This is a genomic window from Actinomycetota bacterium (assembly GCA_040754375.1).
Classification (GTDB): domain Bacteria; phylum Actinomycetota; class Acidimicrobiia; order Acidimicrobiales; family AC-14; genus JBFMCT01.
This window is the reverse complement of record JBFMCT010000002.1, coordinates 61,970-82,234: the sequence shown is the minus strand read 5'-3', so window position 1 is coordinate 82,234 and position 20,265 is coordinate 61,970. Positions and strand designations below refer to the sequence as shown.

Annotated in this window: 21 protein-coding genes; 15 read left to right on the top strand and 6 right to left on the bottom strand. The window is 70.9% G+C overall.

All coding sequences use genetic code 11. The annotated features are described in order from the left end of the window. Positions 1-20 precede the first annotated feature (20 nt). Genes AB1673_01490 through AB1673_01475 form a run of 4 tightly spaced genes read left to right on the top strand, consistent with a single transcriptional unit; the run spans position 21 to position 4,414 of the window. Complete coding sequence (locus AB1673_01490) at positions 21-1,142, top strand: methyltransferase domain-containing protein (protein ID MEW6152650.1); 1,122 nt, start codon at positions 21-23, stop codon at positions 1,140-1,142. Then, complete coding sequence (locus tag AB1673_01485; GenBank protein MEW6152649.1) at positions 1,139-2,464, top strand: sugar transferase; 1,326 nt, start codon at positions 1,139-1,141, stop codon at positions 2,462-2,464. The genes AB1673_01490 and AB1673_01485 overlap by 4 nt, the downstream gene beginning before the upstream one ends. Then, positions 2,461-3,465, top strand: coding sequence for a glycosyltransferase (locus AB1673_01480; GenBank protein MEW6152648.1), 1,005 nt, complete (start codon positions 2,461-2,463; stop codon positions 3,463-3,465). The genes AB1673_01485 and AB1673_01480 overlap by 4 nt, the downstream gene beginning before the upstream one ends. Next, a complete protein-coding gene (locus AB1673_01475) occupies positions 3,458-4,414 on the top strand; it encodes a glycosyltransferase (GenBank protein MEW6152647.1) in 957 nt (318 codons plus the stop codon). Before AB1673_01480 ends, AB1673_01475 begins: the two co-directional genes overlap by 8 nt. Here AB1673_01475 and AB1673_01470 read toward each other — a convergent pair. Together AB1673_01470 and AB1673_01465 are read right to left on the bottom strand one after the other, a co-directional pair. Next, positions 4,380-6,194, bottom strand: a complete 1,815-nt coding sequence (locus tag AB1673_01470) for an ABC transporter ATP-binding protein (GenBank protein MEW6152646.1) — start codon at positions 6,192-6,194, stop codon at positions 4,380-4,382. The genes AB1673_01475 and AB1673_01470 overlap by 35 nt on opposite strands. Next, on the bottom strand, positions 6,191-6,922 hold the full coding sequence (locus tag AB1673_01465) for a hypothetical protein (protein MEW6152645.1): 732 nt from the start codon (positions 6,920-6,922) through the stop codon (positions 6,191-6,193). The genes AB1673_01470 and AB1673_01465 overlap by 4 nt, the downstream gene beginning before the upstream one ends. Positions 6,923-7,396: 474 nt before the next feature. On the opposite strand from AB1673_01465, the gene AB1673_01460 reads away from it, so the two are divergent. Genes AB1673_01460 through AB1673_01450 form a run of 3 tightly spaced genes read left to right on the top strand, consistent with a single transcriptional unit; the run spans position 7,397 to position 9,413 of the window. Next, positions 7,397-8,182, top strand: coding sequence for a class I SAM-dependent methyltransferase (locus tag AB1673_01460; protein ID MEW6152644.1), 786 nt, complete (start codon positions 7,397-7,399; stop codon positions 8,180-8,182). Between the two features lie 2 nt (positions 8,183-8,184). Next, entirely contained in the window at positions 8,185-8,778 is a 594-nt protein-coding gene (locus AB1673_01455; protein ID MEW6152643.1) for an HAD-IB family phosphatase, read from the top strand. Then, positions 8,754-9,413, top strand: a complete 660-nt coding sequence (locus AB1673_01450) for an NTP transferase domain-containing protein (GenBank protein MEW6152642.1) — start codon at positions 8,754-8,756, stop codon at positions 9,411-9,413. Before AB1673_01455 ends, AB1673_01450 begins: the two co-directional genes overlap by 25 nt. A gap of 3 nt (positions 9,414-9,416) precedes the next feature. Here the strand turns inward: AB1673_01450 and AB1673_01445 are convergent, their stop codons facing one another. The 4 genes from AB1673_01445 to AB1673_01430 form a co-directional block, all read right to left on the bottom strand. Then, on the bottom strand, positions 9,417-10,331 hold the full coding sequence (locus AB1673_01445; protein MEW6152641.1) for a glycosyltransferase: 915 nt from the start codon (positions 10,329-10,331) through the stop codon (positions 9,417-9,419). Positions 10,332-10,334: 3 nt separating this feature from the next. Then, positions 10,335-11,429 carry a quinolinate synthase NadA gene (gene nadA, locus AB1673_01440; protein MEW6152640.1) on the bottom strand — a complete coding sequence of 365 codons (1,095 nt, stop codon included), beginning with the start codon at positions 11,427-11,429 and terminating at the stop codon, positions 10,335-10,337. Between the two features lie 127 nt (positions 11,430-11,556). Then, positions 11,557-12,075 carry a hypothetical protein gene (locus tag AB1673_01435; GenBank protein MEW6152639.1) on the bottom strand — a complete coding sequence of 173 codons (519 nt, stop codon included), beginning with the start codon at positions 12,073-12,075 and terminating at the stop codon, positions 11,557-11,559. Continuing rightward, the gene (locus AB1673_01430; GenBank protein MEW6152638.1) at positions 12,072-12,389 is read right to left on the bottom strand and encodes a helix-turn-helix transcriptional regulator; all 318 of its coding nucleotides are present in this window, start codon (positions 12,387-12,389) and stop codon (positions 12,072-12,074) included. Before AB1673_01430 ends, AB1673_01435 begins: the two co-directional genes overlap by 4 nt. A gap of 44 nt (positions 12,390-12,433) precedes the next feature. Here AB1673_01430 and uvrC point away from each other — a divergent pair, with 44 nt between their 5' ends. The 8 genes from uvrC (at position 12,434) to tpiA (ending at position 20,254) form a co-directional block, all read left to right on the top strand. After that, positions 12,434-14,290: an excinuclease ABC subunit UvrC gene (gene uvrC / locus AB1673_01425; protein MEW6152637.1), complete on the top strand. Its 1,857-nt coding sequence runs from the start codon at positions 12,434-12,436 to the stop codon at positions 14,288-14,290. Further along, positions 14,283-15,023, top strand: coding sequence for a class I SAM-dependent methyltransferase (locus AB1673_01420; protein ID MEW6152636.1), 741 nt, complete (start codon positions 14,283-14,285; stop codon positions 15,021-15,023). Before uvrC ends, AB1673_01420 begins: the two co-directional genes overlap by 8 nt. 69 nt (positions 15,024-15,092) lie before the next feature. After that, on the top strand, positions 15,093-15,494 hold the full coding sequence (locus tag AB1673_01415; GenBank protein ID MEW6152635.1) for a hypothetical protein: 402 nt from the start codon (positions 15,093-15,095) through the stop codon (positions 15,492-15,494). Further along, positions 15,491-16,354, top strand: coding sequence for an RNase adapter RapZ (rapZ, locus tag AB1673_01410; protein ID MEW6152634.1), 864 nt, complete (start codon positions 15,491-15,493; stop codon positions 16,352-16,354). Before AB1673_01415 ends, rapZ begins: the two co-directional genes overlap by 4 nt. Before the next feature lie 48 nt (positions 16,355-16,402). Continuing rightward, complete coding sequence (gene yvcK, locus AB1673_01405) at positions 16,403-17,290, top strand: uridine diphosphate-N-acetylglucosamine-binding protein YvcK (GenBank protein MEW6152633.1); 888 nt, start codon at positions 16,403-16,405, stop codon at positions 17,288-17,290. A gap of 65 nt (positions 17,291-17,355) precedes the next feature. Continuing rightward, a complete protein-coding gene (gene gap / locus AB1673_01400) occupies positions 17,356-18,369 on the top strand; it encodes a type I glyceraldehyde-3-phosphate dehydrogenase (GenBank protein ID MEW6152632.1) in 1,014 nt (337 codons plus the stop codon). Further along, positions 18,366-19,478, top strand: a complete 1,113-nt coding sequence (locus AB1673_01395) for a phosphoglycerate kinase (protein MEW6152631.1) — start codon at positions 18,366-18,368, stop codon at positions 19,476-19,478. The genes gap and AB1673_01395 overlap by 4 nt, the downstream gene beginning before the upstream one ends. After that, on the top strand, positions 19,475-20,254 hold the full coding sequence (gene tpiA, locus AB1673_01390; GenBank protein MEW6152630.1) for a triose-phosphate isomerase: 780 nt from the start codon (positions 19,475-19,477) through the stop codon (positions 20,252-20,254). The genes AB1673_01395 and tpiA overlap by 4 nt, the downstream gene beginning before the upstream one ends. Positions 20,255-20,265: the final 11 nt, after the last annotated feature.

Here is a 20,265-nt window from a genome sequence, read left to right as displayed (position 1 = left end):
CATCCAGGGTGATACCAGGCGTGGAAACGCTGGCCTGCCCCTTGACCGGCCTGGGGCTATGCGAGTACCGCCTGGACGAGGCCGAGGACCTCGTCGGTCGCCTGTCGCCGCGGGCCGGCCCGAGAACCCCCGTCGGCCCCACCGCGACTGTCCTGGTCCGCGAGGACGGGGCGGCCGCCTATCCGGTGGTCAACGGGTTCCCGGTGCTGCTGGCACCCGAGGTCCTTCGCCCAGCTTCAGGTGGGCCCTTCGAGGTAGACCTAGCCGATCCGCGCTACGCCGAGGCCTACGTGGAGATGGACTTCTACAACGCGGCGGCCGCCAACGTGGCGCCGGGAGCCGGCTCGTCGTCCCAACTACGCCTCGACCGCCTGGCATCGCTGTCCCCAGAGCAGCGCCAGGCCTTTCCCGACCCGGCGGAGCTGTGGCTGGACTCGGCCTACGAGTCGACAGCGCAGTGGGAGGCCTACCACCACTTGAGCCCTCTCGGCGGAGCCCGAGCCCTACAGATCGGGGGCAAGGGGGAGCAGGCAGTCATGTTCCTTCTGGCCGGAGCGGCCGAGGCTTGGGTCGTAAGCCCCATGGTGGGCGAACTGGCCTACGCCCGGGCCCTGGCTCAGCGCTTCGGGATGAACGACCGCCTCCGGTGCGCCGCCGGAGTGGCCGAGGAGTTGCCGCTGGCCAGCGCCACGATCGACCGCATCTGGGCCAAGTCTCTCCACCACACCGTCGCCCAGCTCGCCTACCCCGAGTGCGCCCGGGTGCTGCGCGACGGTGGTCGTCTGGCCGCCGTCGAACCGTGGCGGGCCGCGCTGCACGACCTCGGGACGCGTATCCTCGGCAAGCGGGAACGGGGTGTCCACTGCCGCCCGCTCGACTACCACCGCGTGGCCCCGTTCCTGGAGGCCTTCCCGGACGGCCGGGTCGTCCGCCACGGTCCCTTCCTCCGCTACCCGATGCTGGCCCTCGAGAGGTTCGGGCTGAAGCTCGACGTAGCAAGGGCATTGCCGCTGGCCCGGCTGGACGACCGTCTCGGCTCATTGGTTCCCGGGCGCCATCGCCCCGGGAGCTGCGCCGCCCTCCTGGGTGGGCCGTCGGCCATTCAAGACCGGGTCCCGCCGAGCCGATCTTTATCGCAATGATGCGACGCTGCGCCCGCCCGGTGTCGTTCGTGGGGACTGCGCTGGCGGTCCTCGCCCTCGGCAAGATGCACGCGGTCGCCAACGGCTACGACTTCACCCGTTCGCCCCGGCTGCTGTGGTCAGCCGGCTACGTCGCCCTACTCGTCCTGGCTGCCTACGCCGTTGGGCTCCCCGAGATGACCCGGTCGCGGTGGTCGACCGTGATCTACACCGTTGCCGCCACCTTGGCCGCCTCGGTGGTGGTGTCGATCGTGCAGCTCCTGGCCGGCTCGGCCTTGCTACCCCGCTTCGTCGTGCTGCTCACGCCGGCACTGCTGCTGCCGCTCTACCTGCTGGCTTCGGCCTTGGCGGCCGATGGCAGGCGGAGGGACGAGGGCCGCGACCGGTTGGTGGCCGTCACTTCGAACGGGGAGGCCGTCGAGTTGGGCCACGCCCTGGCCGCCAGCCCCGAGCGCCCGGCCACCCTGGTGGCCGTGATCGAACCCGCTCGAGCGGCCTCGGGCTCGGCCGAGGCCGGGCGCCGCCCGCTCGTCGACCTGGTGGCCGAGACCGGGGCCACGGCCGTGGTGCTCGACCGCCACGCCCAGGCCGACGACTCGATCGTGGCCCAGGCTGCCCTCCTGCACGAGCAGGGCGTGCGGGTGCGTACTCTGTCGCTCTGCTACGACGAGTGGCTCGGCAAGCTGCCCATCAGCGAACTGGAGCGGGTGTCGCTGATGTTCGACATCGGCGAGGTACACCGCATGCGCTACGGCCGGCTGAAGCGGGTGACCGACCTGGTGGCCGGCGGGGTCGGGCTGGTTGCGCTGGCGGTGGCCGTACCCTTCGTCCTCGTCGGCAACCGGGTGGCCAACCGGGGCCCGCTCTTCTACCGCCAGGCCCGGGTGGGCAAGAACGGCTGCCAATTCGAGATCCTCAAGTTCCGCACGATGTCGACCGACGGTCGCCAGACCGACTGGACGGCCGAGGACGATCCCCGTATCACCCGGTTCGGGGCCTGGCTACGGCGCACGCACCTCGACGAGCTCCCCCAAGCCGTCAACATCGTGCGGGGGGACCTGTCGGTCGTCGGCCCCCGCCCCGAGCAGCCCCACTACGTGGCCGAGCTGGCCGAGAAGATCCCCTTCTACCGGATGCGCCACCTCGTCCGCCCGGGGCTCACGGGCTGGGCCCAGGTGAAGTACCCCTACGGGGCCAGCGAGGCCGACGCCCTCGAGAAGCTCCAGTACGAGTTCTACTACCTGCGCCACCAGAGCCTGAGCCTCGACTTGCGCATCATCGGCCGCACCGTCCGCAGCGTGATCGGCAGGGACGGCCGATGACCGCCCCGCGCCCCCTCGTCACCGTGATCATCCCGGCCCGCAACGAGCAGGCCGACATCGCCGGCTGCATCGACGCCGTCGCCGCCCAGGACCACGGCGCCGACCGCATCCAGCTCGTCGTCGTCGACGCGGCATCCGACGACGGGACCGTCGAGGAGGTCGTGCGGGCTGCCGCTGCCCACCGCTTCGCCGAGGTCGTGGTCGAGGGAAACCCCCGGCGTCGCACGTCGGTAGGCCTCAACGTCGGCCTCGACCGCGCCAAGGGGGAGTACGTCGCCCGCGTCGACGCCCGCAGCCGAGTCGCCCCCGGCTACGTCTCGACCTGCCTGCGGGCCATGGCCGACCACCGCGTCGGGGTCGTCGGCGGTGCCCAGGTAGCGCTCGCCCGATCGGCCGGCCTGGTCGATACCGCCATCGCCCGGGCGCTGCGCAACCGCTACGGGACAGGCCTGAGCCGCTACCGCCGAGGCCGACGGTCGGGCCCGAGCGACACGGTGTGGATGGGCTTCTTCCGCACCGGCGATCTGCGGGCCATGGGCGGTTGGTCCGAAGCCGTCGCCCTCAACGAGGACTTCGAGCTGAACCGTCGCTACCGCGAGGCCGGCTACCTGGTGTGGTTCGACTCCGAGCTTCGCAGCCGGTACCTGCCCCGCCGCAGCCTGGCCCTCCTGGCCCGCCAGTACTTCTACTTCGGCCGTGTCAAGGGCACCTGGTGGGCCCGCGGCGACCGGCCCACGCTCCGCCAGGCCGCCCTGCTGGCCGCCCCCCTGGTCGCCGGCGGGCTGGCCGCCCTTGCGTACCGCAAGGCGGGCCCGGCCACCTTGCTGGCCGTGCCCGGAGCATTGCTGGCCGTCGAGGCCGCCGGTTCGGACGAGCCCGCGCCCCTCACCCATCACGCCCTGGCCGCCGCCACCATCGCCCTGACGAACGGCTCCTGGTGGGCCGGCACCGTCGTCGGCTTCGTGGGCGACAAGGCCGGCCTGAGGCACCAGCATGGGTGAACCCGCCCCCCGGCTGTCCGACCTTCCGGGTGCCCGTGGCCCGGCCGTGACAGTGGTCGTGCCGACGTACAACCGGGCCCCGTCACTGGCCCGCCTCCTGGCTGCCCTGGCCGACTGCGAGCCACCCCCCGGGGGCTTCGAGGTAATCGTCGTCGACGACGGGTCGGACGACGGCGGGGCGACCCAGGAGGCGGTGACGACAGCGGCCAGCGGTGCTCGCTACGTTCGCCAGACCAACGCGGGGCCGGCAGCGGCCCGCAACCAGGGATGGCGGCTGGCCCGCGGCCCGATCGTGGCCTTCACCGACGACGACACGCTCCCCGACCGCCAGTGGCTCGTCGACCTCGTGGCGGAGATGGACCACCGTCCCGACCTGGCCGCGGTCGGAGGCGACATCCAACCTTTGAAGTCCGGCTTCCTGGCCGACTTCGTCCAGTTGGAGCGCCTGGTCGGGCACGGTTCGGACGAGCGGGGCGTGCGCTTCCTGGTGACCGCCAACGCCGCTTATCGCACCGACCGCCTCCGCGAGGTGGACGGCTTCGACGAGGGCTTCCCAATGGCCTCGGGCGAGGACACGGACCTCAGCTTCCGCCTGCGCCGGGCGGGCCACGTGCTGGGTGTCACCTCCCGAGCCACGGTCCTTCACGACCACCGCACGTCCGTGCGCGCCCTCATGCGTACGTACCACCGACACGGCATCTCCCGCCAGCGTCTCGCCGCCCTGCACCCCGACCTCGGCGTCGGTGCGTCCACCCGGTCGATGCTCGGTCCTGCCTACTGGGCCCGCCGCTACCGGTACTACCGCACGGGCGGCTGCTCGCCCCCCCAAGCTGTCGCCTTCTGCGGTCTGCGCCTGGCCGGCCTCGCCTGCTACGCGGCTGGGATCGCCAAGGCCGGTCGGCGGCAGCCGGGCGTCAGTGGCCTCCGCCGTCGTCGTCGTTCTCCATAGAAGCAAGCTCCGAGAACAGGGGGTCGGTCGCCAGGAGCTCCTCGTAGCGTCCTATGCCGTGAACCCGGCCTCCGGCCAGGTGGACAACGCGGTCGGCCGACCGGATGGCCGAGTGGCGGTGGCTCACGATGACCATCGTCACGTCGCCCCGCAACGCCTCCAGGGTTCTGAGGATCCGGCGCTCGGTGGCCGCGTCGAGCGATGACGTGGCTTCGTCGAGCACCAACAGGGACGGGCGGTCGTACAGCGCCCGGGCCAGCCCGAGCCGCTGGCGCTGGCCCCCGGACATGCGCGCCCCGTCCTCGCCGAGCTCGCCGAGCAGGCCACCCGGCAGGCCGGCCACGAACTCGTCCAATTGGGCGGCGGCCAAGGCGGCCCGGACTCGGTCGTCGTCGATGTCCTGCGGTGGGCAGCCGAAAGCGACGTTCTCCCGGACGCTGGCGTCGAGGACGGCCACTGACTGGGGGACATAGCCGAGCCGCTGCTGCCACGAGAGGCGACAATCGGCCAGCGCGCGACCATTGACCGTCACCTCCCCACCCGAGGGGTCGAGCAGGCCGAGCACGAGGCCGATCAAGGTCGACTTGCCCGCCCCTGACCCGCCCACCACCCCGATCGTCTCGCCCGCCTCGACGGTCAAGTCGACACCGGCCAGCACGGGCTCACGGCCCGGGTAGGAGAAGTCGACCTCGCCCAGGACCAGCTGGCGGAAGGGCTCGTCGCCGTCCAGCGGGTCGCGATCGGGGCGGTCCACCTCCTCGGGGTTCGGGGTGGCGGCCAGGTCGGCCTCGATAACCTCGAGGTTCGGAATAGCCACGCGCGCCTTGCCTTCGGCGTTGAGGGACCGGTTGAGCGAGGGCAGTAGGCGGAGGCCGGCAGCGACGAACAGGCCGACGACGGCCAGGGCCGTGGTCGTCGTCCGCAGTTGGAAGGCCACGGCGCTCACGACTGCCGCCCCCCCGATGAGGCCGATCTCGAGGTAGTAGCGCGGAAGCTGGTCGGTGAGCGCAATCAGCCTCATCCGGCTGGCCGCCAACTCCCGGTTACGGAGGATGGCGTCGCCGATGGCATCCGCCCGGCCGCTGATCTTTACCTCCCGTACCGATGCCAGCGCCTGCTGGACCCGCTGGATGGCGTGGCGGCTCTCCTGCACCAACGCCGCGCTGGAGGCGGAAACCCTCTGGGACGTCAGGCGGCGATAGGCCCAGATCAGGACCGCGAACCAGATGCCCCCGGCCAGGGCCTCGATCGGAGCGACGACGGCCAGCACCACCCCCACTGCGATCAGGACCACCCGGTCCCCGATCGCCGGGATGGCCGTGGCCAACCCCTCCTGGAACACCCTACGAAGGGACTCGTGCAGCGTTCGCTGGAGTTCGGCGCTGTTGCGGCCGAGGTGGAAAGTCAGGGGCGCGGCCAGGTAGCCCCGGACCAAACGGTCGGCCACCGCCGTCTCGCTCTCCAGCGCGACCCTGATGTTGGACCGCAACAGCACAACCGCGAGGATGCCCTTGCCCACGAACACCACGACCACCGACGAGGCGAGGATGAGCGCCAACCTGCCGGTGTCCTGCGTCCCCAGCCACTCGGACAGCCAGCGGGCGGGGCCGGAGAGCTCGTCACCGGGTCGGGCGATGCCCAGTTGCACGAGGGGGAACACGAGGGCGACACCACAGGCGTCCAGGAGGGCCAGCAGAACGGCCCCGGCCGCGATGAGGCGCGCCCGGCGTCGCTGGGGGGCTGGCAATACCGGCCAAAGGCGGCGGAGGAAGCGGATCATCGGCGGTTGGCCAGGCGTGCCGCCTGTTGGCGGGCGCGCCATCCGGCGGCGGCCAGCACCCGCGCCAACGACCGGCTCTCGGTGACCACGCCGGCTAGTGCCTCGGCCGCCAACTCGTCGTCACGGCCACGTGTGTCCCCGAACAGCTCCGGGGCCCACCGGCGACGGCCTTCGGCGCACGGATCGTCCCGGTAGGCCCGGGCGGCCAGAGCAGGCAGCCCGGCAGGGTCAGCGCAGAGGTCTGCCACTTCCGTGACCGCCGCGTGGGCACGGTCGCGGTCACCCGGCTGGGCGAGCACGACCACCGGGCGGTCGGCAAGGAGAGCCTCGGTGAACCCGCCGCTGGGCAGGTCGGCGACCACTACGTCGGCGGCCGCCAGCAGGTCGACCAGTGACGACGAGGCAGGCACGGCGATCACCTGGGGAGGTAGGCCGGAGAGGCGGCCGCTCTCGAACCTGGCCGAGTTGTGGTGGGGCTTCATGACCACCTCGAACGTCTCGGCCAGGGAGGCGAGTGCCGGCGCGTTGGAGAGCGACGAACGATGAGCCCAGGTAGGCAGCCACGCCAGGACCGGCCGGCCCGAACGCCCGACACCGAGTGCGTCCCGGGCGCGTTCGCGACTCACCTCGCCACGACGGAACGCGGCCCACTTGGGGAAGCCCACCACCGCCGTCCTCACACCGGGGGCAGCCAGGGCGATCTCCGCGGCCGAGAAGGGCCCGTGCACCAGCACCAAGTCGAAGCCACGATTGACAACTCCGTGACCGTAGGCACCATTGACGAGACCTACGCCGTACATCATCCGGGCCCGCGCCCCCGAGTAACCCCGCACCCATGAACTGCCTTGCGTCGTTCCCCCCGAAGCCCTTAGCCGGCGGCGGCGAAGCGGTTCCTCGCCAACCTTAGTCAGCTCAGCAAGCACCGCCTGCTCGGTCGCGGCGTCGACGAGCCTGACGAGCCGCTCTGTCTTCACGTCTAGCCATCCCCTCGCCGGGTCAGGGGCGGAACCCCAGGCAACATTGCGGCCGGGCGGCTCGAGGACGAAACGGGCGTCTACCCCCCGGGCCCGCAGCGGGCCCAGAACGGGGGCCCACACCGGTACCTCGTGGGGGGAGTACAGGTAGATGTCGAGCTGTGGCGTCATGTTCGTACCGGCGGCACGCTCAACTTCTGGGACCGTCCGTCCGACAATACTGCCGTGATGGCGAACGTACCGGGAGACGGCCGAGAAGCGGCACGTACCCGGACCCGGGTCCTGGGGGCCGCCCGACCGCTCGACTACTCGGCCACCCAGGCCTTCTTCGACGAGAGGGCGGCAAGGGCGGCGACCCAGGAGCCGCTCACCGCCGTGCTCTACCAGGATGCCAACCCCGACCTGGCCCGCCAGCGCGACGAAGTCGAACGGGCGCTGGTCCTCGGCTGGCTGCCCACCGGGAAGTCGTTCCGGGCTCTCGACATCGGGTGCGGCATCGCCAGATGGGGCCACCACCTGGCCAGCCGGGCGTCCGCCTACCAGGGCGTCGACTTCAGCCCCGGCCTGGTCGAGCTCGCCCGCGCCTCTCTGGGCCCGGTGTACCCGCCCGGGAGCTTCGCCGTGGACGTGCTGGCGGCCACCGACCTGGCCGCTGATCGCCTGACGATCCCCCCTCCGTTCGACCTCGTGGTGCAGGCCGGGCTGCTCGTCTACCTGAACGACGAGGATGTCGGAAGGGTGATCGCCGCCCTCCCGGCCCTTCTGGCGGACGAGGCCACCATCTACCTTCGTGAGCCGGTGGCAACCGGCGACCGGCTCACGCTCGACCGCCACTGGTCTGACGAGCTGAAGCAGGAATACAGCGCGGCCTACCGGCCGGTGGACTTCTACCGTGAGGTCATCGAACGCACCCTCGTCCCCACCGGCTTCAGGGTGACCCGTTCCCAGGGTCTCGACCCCGGCTTGGCCAACCGGGCCGAGACGAGCCAACACTTCTTCCTGCTGGAGCGCTGAGGGTGGCGACCGCCTTCTGCATCGACCTCGACGGCACGCTGGTTTCCACACCTCTGGTCCCTCTGGTGGCGTCCGCCTCGGACATCGCCGAGGAGATCGAGGTCCTGACCGCGGCCACCGAGCAGGGCGCGATCCCCTTCGCCCGGTCCCTGCGGTTGCGGTGCCGCCTCCTGCGTGACGTGCCCCTGAGCGAGGCCCGCCGCCGGGTGGGCTACGCAGCGGTCAACGAGGACATGCTGGCCTTCGTCCGTCTACGGCACGACCGGTGCTTCGTGCTGACGGGCGCGCCGGACTGCTGGGTCGCGCCGCTGGCCGAGCGGTTCGGTTGCGAGATCATCAGCTCACGGGCGCGGACCGAAGGGGACCACTTGGTAGACCTCGAGATGGCTCTCGACAAGGGGGACGCGGTGAGAGGGCTACGAGCCAGGTTCGAGACGATCGTGGCCGTGGGATCGAGCGTCAACGACTTGCCGATGTTCGAGGCCGCGGATGTCCGCGTCGCCTACGGCTTCGACCTGGCTCCGGGCATCCGCGAGACAGCCGACTACTGGACCACGAGCGGGAGGGCGCTGTGCCGGCTGTTGACACCGTTGTGATCGGCGCCGCAGGCACGGGCTCCCGCCTCGGAGTGGGCATCCCGAAGTGCCTGGTGGCCGTCGACGGGCGCTCGATCATCGACCACCAGCTCGATCTGCTGGCCGAGGTGGAGGACCTGCGGGTGGTCGTCGGCTACCGCGAGGAACAAGTGGTGCGTCACGTGAGCAGCCGCCGCCCCGACGCCATCTTCGTGCGTAACCCCGACTACTCCCGCACGACGACGCTCGACAGCACCTTACGAGCCGTTCGCCACATCGGAGACCGGCCCTTCCTGGCCCTGGACGGCGACTTACTGATCGAGCCGTCGAGCTTCCACGCTTTCATGGAGCGCTGTGAGGCCACCGGCCCACCTCTTCTCGGCATCTGCCGATCAGGCACTGACGAGGCCGTGTTCGTGACTCGCGGCAGCACAGGGGAGATCACCGGGTTCCGCCGTTCAGTGGCCACGGACTACGAATGGTGCGGGCCCGCCTTCGTCCGGCCGGAGCACCTGCGCGATGCCGATGGCTACGTGTACCAGGCCCTGGAGCGGTTCCTTCCGTTGCCAGCATTCGAGGTGGTGGCCCGCGAGGTCGACACCCAGTCCGACCTGGAGCGGGCGAGGTCGGCCCTGGGGGATTGGCCCTCGTCCTGACTGCTACCCGCCAGGCCCCCGGACGCGGCCGCGGCGGCGGCGGATGGCGGTGGCGGTGCGGGCGGTGTCACGCCAGGAGCCGAGGTAGCGGCGCAGGCCGGAGAGGCCGCCGGCACCGACCTCCTCGCCGATGAGGGCGGCTTCTCCGAGGAGCCAGCCGGTTAGGTCGGTGCGGCCGGCGTACTTCCAGACGGTGACCCGGTAGTTGGCCATGGACTGGCGCCGTTCGGGGCTGGTGGGCAGGACCTCGGTGCCGACCGCCCGGCCCACGATCAGGTTGGGGACGTAGCGCACGACGAGCCCCCGCTCCTGCGCCCACCAGAACAGGTCGAGGTCGTCGGCCGTCAGGTAGGCCGGGTCGAACAGGCCTTCCACCTCGGCCACCCGGCGGTCGAGGACGTGACGGCGCACGATGACGCACGCCGCGTTGCCCGCGGGCACGACCTCGGCGTCGCCCCGGAACGGGGTCTCGATGGTCACCAGGCGGTGGGTGCGGCTGCGGCGGGTCGCGCCCGTGGCCGTCTGGCCGCTCTCGCCCTCGCGTACCGCGGGGGCGAGGAAGTCCCAGGTGCCGGCGGCCTCCTGACGCAGCCTGCGCAGGAACCGCTGGTGGAACGACACCTCGGGGGCGGCCACGACGACGATGCTGCCCGTGGTGCGGGCCACGCCCGCGTTGGCCGCCGCGCTGTAGCCGGTCCCCTCGGCCACGGCGACCAGGACCGGGGCCAGCGAGGTCCCCGCCGTCAGGTCGATGAGCTGCTTGGCCGCGGCCTGGCCGGCGGCCCCCACGGCCACCACGATGACCTCCATGGCCGGCTCCCCGCCCGTACGCTGGGCCGCCTCCAACCCCGTCCCAACCCGGGTGGCGTCCTCCATGTCGCCGAAGGTGACCGTGACGATGCTGATGTCCGCCGCCATGGGCTACACGATCTCCAGCATCCGTTCGAGGGCGACCCGGGCCCAGGCGGCCGTCTCGGGGTCGACCGTGATGCGGTTGACGACCGTGCCGGCCACCAAGTTGTCGAGGCACCAGGCCAGGTGGGCGGCGTCGATGCGGAACATGGTCGAGCACGGGCATACCAGCGGGTCGAGGGACACCACCGTGCGGTCGGGGTGCTCGGCCGCCAGCCGCTGCACGAGGTGGACCTCGGTCCCCACGCCGATCACCGTACCGGCCGGCGCGGCCTCCACCGCCCTGATGATGAAGTCGGTGGAGCCGACCTGGTCGGCCCGCTCGACCACCTCGTGGGAGCACTCGGGATGGACGATCACCAGGCCGTCGGGGTGCTCGGACCGGAAAGCCTCCACGTGCGCCACCTGGAACCGCTGGTGCACCGAGCAGTGCCCTTTCCAGAGCAGGAAGGTCGATGCCTTCACGTCGGCGTCCTCCAGGCCGCCGAGGTCGCGCCTGGGGTCCCATACGGCCATCTCCCCCGCACCGAAGCCGAGCTGGTAGGCGGTGTTGCGGCCCAGGTGCTGGTCGGGGAAGAACAGGAGCTTGTCGCCCCGCGCCAGGGCCCAGGAGATCACCGCCCGGGCGTTGGACGAAGTGCACACCGCGCCCCCCTGGCGACCGACGAACGCCTTGAGGGCGGCCGAGGAGTTCATGTAGGTGATGGGCACGACCCGCTCGACGTCGGTCACCGCCGCCAGCTCGTCCCAGGCCGTCTCGACCGAGTCGAGGTCGGCCATGTCGGCCATCGAGCAGCCGGCGTTGAGGTCGGGCAGCACCACCACCTGGTGTTCGGCGGTGAGGATGTCGGCGGATTCCGCCATGAAGTGCACGCCGCAGAACACGATGTACTCGGCGGAGTGGTTGCCGGCCGCCAGCCGGGACAGCCCGAACGAGTCACCCCGGGCGTCGGCCCAGCGCATCACCTCCTCGCGCTGGTAGTGGTGGCCGAGGATCAGCAGCCGGTCGCCGAGGGCCGACTTGGCCGCCGCGATCGCGGCCTCAAGCTTCTCGGGAGTCGCGTGGGTGTAGTGGTCAGGGAGCGCCGCCTGGATTCGGAACATACGAGTGTCCCCTTTGCCTGAAGCTCCGATTCTCGGCCGGCGGGGACAGCCTGGTCGCCCACCGCGGGGTTGTCGGCCTCGGAAGCAGATTGTGACCGGGATACCAGGCCCGGCGTTGATCACAACCCTACCGCGACCCCGGATCTTCCTGCTTGGTGATCTCGTCCCGGACGGCTTCCAGGACCGACAGGTGGAACAAGTCCTTTGGTCGGCCGGCGGCCGCTTTCATGCGCATTAGGTCACCGAGGGAGACGACCCTCACGACCAGCCCCTCGCCGAGGTCAAAGTTCGAAGCCGAGCGATCAAGGTCCTGGTAGCCCCCCGAACCGCTCGGGGTGCCGAGGACGTCGATGTCCCCAGCCTCGGAGCTGAACGTGAACGAGTCCCCGGCGGCCAGCGTCCGGGCGTCAAGGATGAAGGGCAGGTCCTCCTCGACCCCGGCGACCCGGACCTTGGCACCGAGCTCGACCAGCGCCTGAGCCAGGCTTTCGAGGTTGCCGGGGGAACGGTCGTAGCAGATGTCGACGTCGTTGGTCACGAGGGGCGCACCGATCAGCCCGGCCGCGTAACCGCCGATCACCACGTACCTCACCTCGTGGCGGTTGAACGTGCGGAAAGCCCTCTCGGGGTCGAACAGGGGCTTCAACTCACCTTGCGGGCCTGCTGGAGGCGGTCGAGGAAGCGACCGTAGGCGACGAGGCCCTTGGACCGGTCGGCCGGCGAGAGGGCCAACCAGCTACGCACCTGGCCCCGGTTCACACCGTTGTCGTCGCGTTCTTCGAGCTGCAGTTCGTGGCCGCACGCCTTGAGGAGGCGGACCAGCGTGTCGTAGCGGGGGACCTGGCGGCCCCTCTCGATGCGGGCGATGGCCGGCTGGGGCACGCCGCTGCGGGCGGCCAGCTCGCGCTGGGTGAGCCCCGCTGCCCGCCGGGCCTGGTTGAGGTACGTCGCCGCGTCCACCAGGGCGCAAGATACCAGAAACGTCATCGGTAGAATGGGGAGCGATGCTGCAGCGTCCGCCGGCCGGGACCATCCCCGACGCCCCCGGCTCCTACCAGTTCCGAGACGGCGAGGGCCGGGTCATCTACGTGGGCAAGGCCAAGTCCTTGCGCAGCCGGCTGTCGAACTACTTCGCCAACCCGGCCACGCTCGCCCCCCGCACCGCCCAGATGGTGGCCGCCGCCGAGACGGTGGAGTGGATCCAGGTGCGCAACGACGTCGAGGCCCTCATGCTCGAGTACAGCCTGATCAAACAGCACCGGCCCCGGTTCAACATCCGCCTGCGCGACGACAAGAGCTACCCGTTCCTGGCCCTGACCATGAGCGAGCAGTGGCCCCGGGCCATGGTCGTGCGGGGGGCCAAGCGCAAGGGCAACCGCTACTTCGGGCCCTACGGGCACGCCTACGCCATCCGCAAGACCCTCGACCTGCTGCGGCGCACGTTCCCCATCCGGGCCTGCTCCCCCGCCAAGTTCAACACCCACCACCGCCTGGGGCGCCCCTGCCTGGAGTTCCACATCGAGAAGTGCGCGGGGCCGTGCGTGGGCGAGATCACCAAGGAGGACTACGACCGCCTCGTCGAGGAGCTGATCGACTTCCTCGACGGGGATACCCAGCCCGTCGTCAAGCGGCTGGAGACCGAGATGCGCGAGGCCGCCGACCTCCAGGAGTTCGAGCGGGCCGCCCGGCTGCGAGACCGCCTGGCCAACGTCCGCAAGGTGATCGAGAAGCAGGACATGGTCACCGAGCGGCCCGAGGACCTCGACGTGGTCGGGATCGCCGACGACGACCTGGAGGCGTCGGTCCAGGTCTTCTACGTGCGCCGGGGCCGCATGGTGGGGCGCAAGGGCTTCGTGCTCGACAAGGTGCAGGACGTGACGCCCGCCCAGCTCGTGGGCCACGTCCTGGAGGGCCTCTACGCCGAGCCGGAGGTGGCCGGTGTCCCCCACGAGGTGCTGGTGCCCGTCGAGCCCGAGGACCCCGACCTCTACGTGCGCTGGCTGAGCGAACAGCGAGGCACGAAGGTGGTGGTCAGGGTGCCCCAGCGGGGAGACAAGCGGTCCCTGCTGGCCACCGTCACCCAGAACGCCCAAGAGGAGTTCGTCCGCCACCGGCTCAAGCGCTCGTCGGACCACAACGCCCGGGCCAAGGCTCTCAACGCCCTCCAGGAGGCCCTGGAGCTGCCCACTGCCCCGCTGCGGATCGAGTGCTTCGACATGAGCCACGTCCAGGGCAGCGACTACGTGGGGTCGATGGTCGTCATGGAGGACGGCCTGCCCAAGAAGGCCGACTACCGGCGGTTCAAGATCCGCGAGGCGTCGGTCAACGACGACCTGGCGGCCATGGAGGAGGTGCTCACCCGCCGCCTGTCCAGGCTCGTCGAGGAGCGCAACCAGCCCGTGGCCGAGCGTTCCCGGCGCTTCTCCTACACCCCCAACCTCATGCTGGTCGACGGCGGCCACCTCCAGCTCGACGTGGCCGTGAAGGTCGTCGAGCAGATGGGCCTGGAGGACGAGATCGCCCTGGCCAGCCTGGCCAAGCGCTTCGAGGAGGTCTACCTGCCGGGCCAGACCGACCCCGTCCGCATCCCCCGGCAGTCCGAGGCCCTCTACCTGCTCCAGAGGGCGCGCGACGAGGCCCATCGCTTCGCCGTCTCCTACCACCGCGAGCTGCGGGGCAAGCGCATGACCCGTAGTGCCCTCGACGGCGTCCCCGGCCTAGGGCCGGCCCGCAAGGCCCGCCTCGTCAAGGAGCTGGGAGGCGTCAACGCCGTGAAGGGGGCTGCCCTCGACGACCTGATGGCCCTGCCTTGGCTGCCCGAGACGGTGGCCCGGGCCGTCCACCAGTCGCTCCATGGCTGACGCCGACCCCTGGGAGTCCAACGCCCGGTGGTGGCAGGACGGCTTCACCGAAGGAGCCGACGCCGAGTACGCCGAGCAGATCCTGCCCATGGCCGCCGAGCACCTGGCGGGGGCCGTCAGCGTGCTCGACGTGGGCACGGGGGAGGGACAGGTAGCCCGCCTGGCGTGCGGCCCGGGCGTCGGTTCCCGCCGAGTGGTCGGCGTGGACCCGACGTGGGCCCAGCTCACCGTCGCCCGGGAGCGGGGCGGGGGGCCGTCCTTCGGGCGGGCGCAAGCCGCTTCCCTGCCGTTCGCGACGGGTTCGTTCGACGCCGTGGTGGCCTGCCTGGTGTTCGAGCACATCGACGACGTGGACGGGGCCCTGGCCGAGGTCGGGCGGGTCTTGAGGGCCGGGGGCCGCTTCCTGTTCTTCCTCAACCACCCGCTGCTGCAGACCCCGGGCTCGGGTTGGATCGACGACCACATCCTCGACGAGCAGTACTGGCGGATCGGGCCCTACCTCCTCGAGGACAAGACGCTGGAGGAGGTCGAGAAGGACGTGTTCATCCCCTTCGTCCACCGGCCCCTGTCCCGCTACGTGAACGCCATGGCGGGCGCAGGTCTCTACCTGAGGCGCATGGACGAACCGGCCCCGCCCCCCGGCTTCCTGGCCCGGGCCACCGAGTACCGAGAGGCCGCGACCGTCCCGCGCCTGCTCTTCCTCCTGGCCGAGAAGGCGCCACCCCACCGCTGATGTCATAGCCCCTTGTTATACTGAGCGCATGCTCTTCCCCCGTACCGTCCCACCGACAAAGGGGAACCCATGGGGCACGACCAAGACCGGCGCGACCTCCACGCCGCGCTCGAGCACTCGATCGGTCCGCGACCGGCAACCATCCTGATGAACCTCCTGCCTCCCGTCGGCTACGCCGACCTCGCCCGCCGGTCGGACGTCGACGGGCTGGGGATGGCCCTGCGCGGCGAGATGGCCGACCTGGGGGCGGCCCTGCGCGGCGAGATGGCCGACCTGGGGGCGGCCCTGCGCGGCGAGATGGCCGACCTGCGCGTCGAGACTGCCGACCTGCGGACGGAGATGCGTTCGGGCTTCGGTGACATCCGCATCGAGATGCAGCGCCAGTTCGTAAGGTTCGTCTACACCAACCTGGCGCTGATGATCGCGGTGGCCGGCCTCGTGCTGGCGGCAGTCACCATCGGGAGATCGTGAGCGAGTTCCTGATCATCACCGGGCTGTCGGGCGCCGGCCGGTCCCAGGCGGCCGACACGTTCGAAGACCTCGGGTGGTTCGTCATCGACAACCTCCCCCCCGCCCTCATCGGCAAGGTGGCCGAGCTGGTCGAGTCACCCGGGTCGACCACCGAGCGGGTGGCCCTGGTCGTGGGCACCGGGCAGTACCTCGACGAGCTGAGCCCGGCCCTCGACCAGCTCCGGCGCTCGGCCCGCGAGCTGCAGGTGCTGTTCCTCGACGCCTCCGACGAAGCCCTGGTACGCCGCTACGAGAACACTCGCCGCCGCCACCCCTTCGGCGACAGTGAGCGCCTCCTCGAGGGCATCCAGAGGGAGCGGGCCGCGCTGGAGGGCGTGAAGTCGGAGGCCGACGTGGTCATCGACACGACCGAGCTCAACGTCCACCAGCTCCGTGACCGGGTTCTCGAGCTGTTCGCCCGCGACGGGCCCACGGGTATGCGCACGAGCGTCATCTCCTTCGGCTACAAGCATGGGCTGCCCCTCGACGTCGACCTGGTGTTCGACTGCCGGTTCCTGCCCAACCCCCACTGGGTCGACGACCTGCGCCCCCACACGGGGCTCCACCCGGCCGTGCGCAGCTACGTGCTCGACCAGTCCGATACCAAGGAGTTCCTGGCCCACCTCGACGAGCTCTTGGAGCTGCTCCTCCCGGCCTACGTGCGCGAAGGAAAGGCCTACCTGTCGATCGCCGTGGGGTGCACCGGGGGCAACCACCGCTCGGTCGTCATCGCCGAGGAGCTGGGCCACATCCTGGCCCGCCACGGCTACCCGCCCACGGTCTCCCACCGCGACATCGACACCCGCGAACCCGGGCGCTGAGCGCTACGCCCTTGCACATCCGGTCGGCGGCGGGTCACGGTTAGGGGCGTGGCAGGAGCAGGGCCCAGGGTCGTGGCGCTGGGGGGCGGGCACGGTCTGGCCGCCACCCTGGCGGCGGCGCGGCGCTACGCCGGCGACTTGGCGGCCATCGTGTCGGTGGCCGACGACGGCGGGTCGAGCGGGCGCCTTCGCCAGGCCTTCGGGATCCCCGCCCCCGGCGACCTGCGCCGCTGCCTGGTGGCCCTGGCTGACCCCTCGTCGCCGTGGGCGACCGCTTTCGAGCACCGCTTCGACGGCGGGGGCCTGGAAGGGCACGCCTTCGGCAACCTGGTAATCGCCGGCCTGGCCCAGGCCACCGGCGACTTCGAGCTCGCCCTCCTCGAGGCCGGCAAGGCCCTGGGGGCGGCGGGGCGGGTGATCCCCGCCACCCGGGAGCCGGTCACCCTCAAGGGCGAGGTACGGGCGGTCGACGGCAACGGGGGCCGGTCGGTCGAGGGCCAGGTCGCCCTCCAGGAGGCAGGGCGCATCGCCGCCCTGTCCCTGGTGCCCAGTGACCCCGAGCCTCCCCGGGCCGCCCTCGACGCCCTGGCCGCCGCCGACCAGGTCGTCATCGGTCCGGGCTCGTTGTTCACCAGCGTGCTCGCGGTTGTCGCTGTCCCTGCCATCCGCCGCGCCCTGGCGGCCACGCCCGGCTACAAGGTCTACGTCTGCAACCTACGCCCGCAGTTGCCCGAGACGGCGGGCTACGACGTGGCTGCCCACGTCGACGCCTTGGCCGCCCACGGGCTCGAAGTCGACGTCGTCCTGTGCCATCGCGGGGCTCTACCGAAGGGGGCCACCGCCGTCCCGTGCGTCGAAATGGACGTCGCCAACGACGAGGGAACGGCCCATGACCCGGTCCGGCTGGCGGGGGCCCTCTCCGATCTGGTCGGATAGGGACAAGCGCGGGGAAAGGTGGGCACTTCCCGGGCGTGAGACCAAACGACAAGGGAGGAAACGGCATGGCTGTGCGTGTTGGTATCAACGGCTTCGGGCGGATCGGGCGCAACTTCTTCCGGGCCGTGCGCAAGCGCGGGGCAGATGTGGACATCGTGGCGGTCAACGACCTCACCTCCCCGGCCACGCTCGCTCACCTCCTGAAGTACGACTCGGTCATGGGTCGTCTCGACGGGAACGTGACCGTCACCGACGACGGGATCCAGGTCGACGACGACTCGTTCAAGGTCACGGCCGAGCGCGACCCCAAGGCCCTGCCGTGGGGCGAGCTCGGGGTCGATGTGGTCATCGAGTCGACAGGCTTCTTCACCGATCGCGACAAGGCGGCCGCCCACCTCGACGCCGGCGCTCCCCGGGTCATCATCTCCGCGCCGGCCAACGGGGCCGACGCCACCTTCGTGGTGGGCGTGAACGACGACACGTTCGACCCGAGCCAGCACGCCATCGTCTCCAACGCATCGTGCACCACCAACTGCTTCGTGCCCATGGTCAAGGTCCTCGACGAGGCGTTCGGCGTGCAGAAGGGCCTCATGACGACGGTTCACGCCATGACCAACGACCAGAACCTGCTCGACCTCCAGCACAAGGACCTGCGCCGGGGCCGGTCGGCGGCCATCAACATCGTCCCTTCGTCCACCGGTGCGGCCCGGGCCACGGGCCTCGTCCTGGCGTCGATGAAGGGACGCCTCGACGGGAGCGCCCTGCGGGTACCCGTGCCCGACGGCTCCATCACCGACTTCACCGCCGTCCTCGACCGGGAGGTCACCGTCGAGGAGGTCAACGAGGCCTTCCGCAAGGCGGCGTCCGAGGGTCGGCTCAAGGGCATCCTCGAGTACGCCACCGACCCCATCGTCTCCACCGACATCGTGGGCTCGCCGGCCTCGTGCGTGTTCGACTCCGAGCTGACCATGACCATGGGCAACCTCGTGAAGATCTGCGGCTGGTACGACAACGAGTGGGGCTACAGCAACCGGCTCGTAGACCTGGTGCTCATCGTCGGCGGCGCCAACCAGAAGTGAGGGTCCCCCAGCTCGAAGACCTGCCCGACCCCTCGGGCCAGCGGGTCCTGCTACGGGTCGACTTCAACGTCCCAATCACCGACGGGAAGATCGACGACGACCTGCGCATCCGCGCCGCCCTGCCGACGATCGAATGGCTCGTCGGCCGGGGGGCGAAGGTGGACGCCTGCAGCCACCTGGGCCGCCCCAAGGGCACCCCTGACGAGCGCTACTCGATGGCCCCGGTGCGAGAACGGCTGGCCGAGCTGGCGCCCGAGGTCAACCTGCTGGAGAACCTGCGCTTCGACCCGGGCGAGGAAAGCAACGACCCCGAGTTCGTGGCCCGGCTGGTCGAGGGCCACGACCTCTACGTCAACGACGCCTTCGGGGCGTCGCACCGCTCGCACGCCTCGGTCGTGGGCCCGCCCCAGACCCTGCCCAGCGCCGCCGGCCGCCTCCTGGCCCGGGAGGTCGAGGTGCTCGGGGGCCTGCTGGGGGCGCCGGCCCGGCCGTTCGTGGCCATCTTGGGCGGGGCCAAGGTGAGCGACAAGCTGGGTGTCATCAACGCCCTGCTCGACAAGGTCGACACGCTGGTCATCGGCGGGGGTATGGCCTTCACGTTCCTGGCCGCCCAGGGCCACGAGATCGGGGCCTCGCTCCTGCAGGCCGACCAGGTCGACGCCTGCCGCCAGCTACTGGCCTCGGGCCGGCGGATCCTGATCCCCTCCGACGTGGTCGCCCTGGGCCCCGACGGCGAGGTCGAGACGGTCGGCACCGACATGCCGGCCGGGTGGAAGGGCCTCGACATCGGCCCCGAGACGGCGGCCGCCTTCTGCGCGGAGATCTCGGCGGCCGGGACGGTCCTGTGGAACGGCCCCATGGGCGTCTTCGAGGACCCCCGGTTCGCGGCCGGGACCCGCGCCCTGGCCGAGGCCGTGGCCGACGCCCCCGGCTTCACGGTCGTGGGTGGGGGCGACAGCGCAGCCGCCATGGCCAAGTTCGGCCTCGACGCCAAGGTCGACCACGTTTCCACCGGCGGCGGGGCGTCGCTGGAGCTGATCGAAAAGGGTGACCTGCCCGGCCTGGCCGCCCTCCGCCGAAGCTTCGAGCCGCCGGGCGGGGGGGACTGAAAGTGCGCAAGCCACTCATCAGCGGCAACTGGAAGATGAACTACAACCACCTGGACGCCCTCCAGGTGGTGCAGAAGCTCTCCCACTGGCTGACCAAGGACGACTACGAGGCGGTCGACGTGTCCGTGCACCCGCCGTTCACGGCCCTGCGGACCGTCCAGACGACCCTCGAGGCCGACCGCGTCCCCATCGCCTTGGGCGCCCAGAACTGCTACTGGGAGGAGAAAGGGGCCTTCACCGGGGAGATCAGCCCGGCCATGCTGGCCAAGCTCAACGTGTCCTACGTCATCGTGGGCCACTCCGAGCGCCGGGAGTTGCTGCACGAGACCGACGAGGACGTCCGCCGCAAGCTGGAGGCCGTCTACGAGCACGGCATGACACCGATCGTGTGCGTGGGCGAGACCCTCGACGAGCGGGAGTCGGGCCAGACCGAGGCCAAGGTGACGGGCCAGGTGAAGGCGGCCGTGACCGGCCTGGCGGCCGAGCGGGTGGAAACGCTGGTGATCGCCTACGAGCCCATCTGGGCCATCGGCACAGGGCGAACGGCTACGCCCGACGACGCCCAGGCCACCATCGGGCTGATCCGGGCGACCGTGCGGGGGCTGCACGGGGACGGTCCGGCCGACGCCGTTCGCATCCAGTACGGCGGGTCGGTGAAGTCGTCCAACATCGCCGAGATCATGGACGCCCCCGACATCGACGGCGCTCTGGTCGGAGGGGCCAGCCTCGATCCCGAGGAGTTCGCCCGCATCGTGCAGTACCGGTTCCCGGGCTGATCGACCCGAGA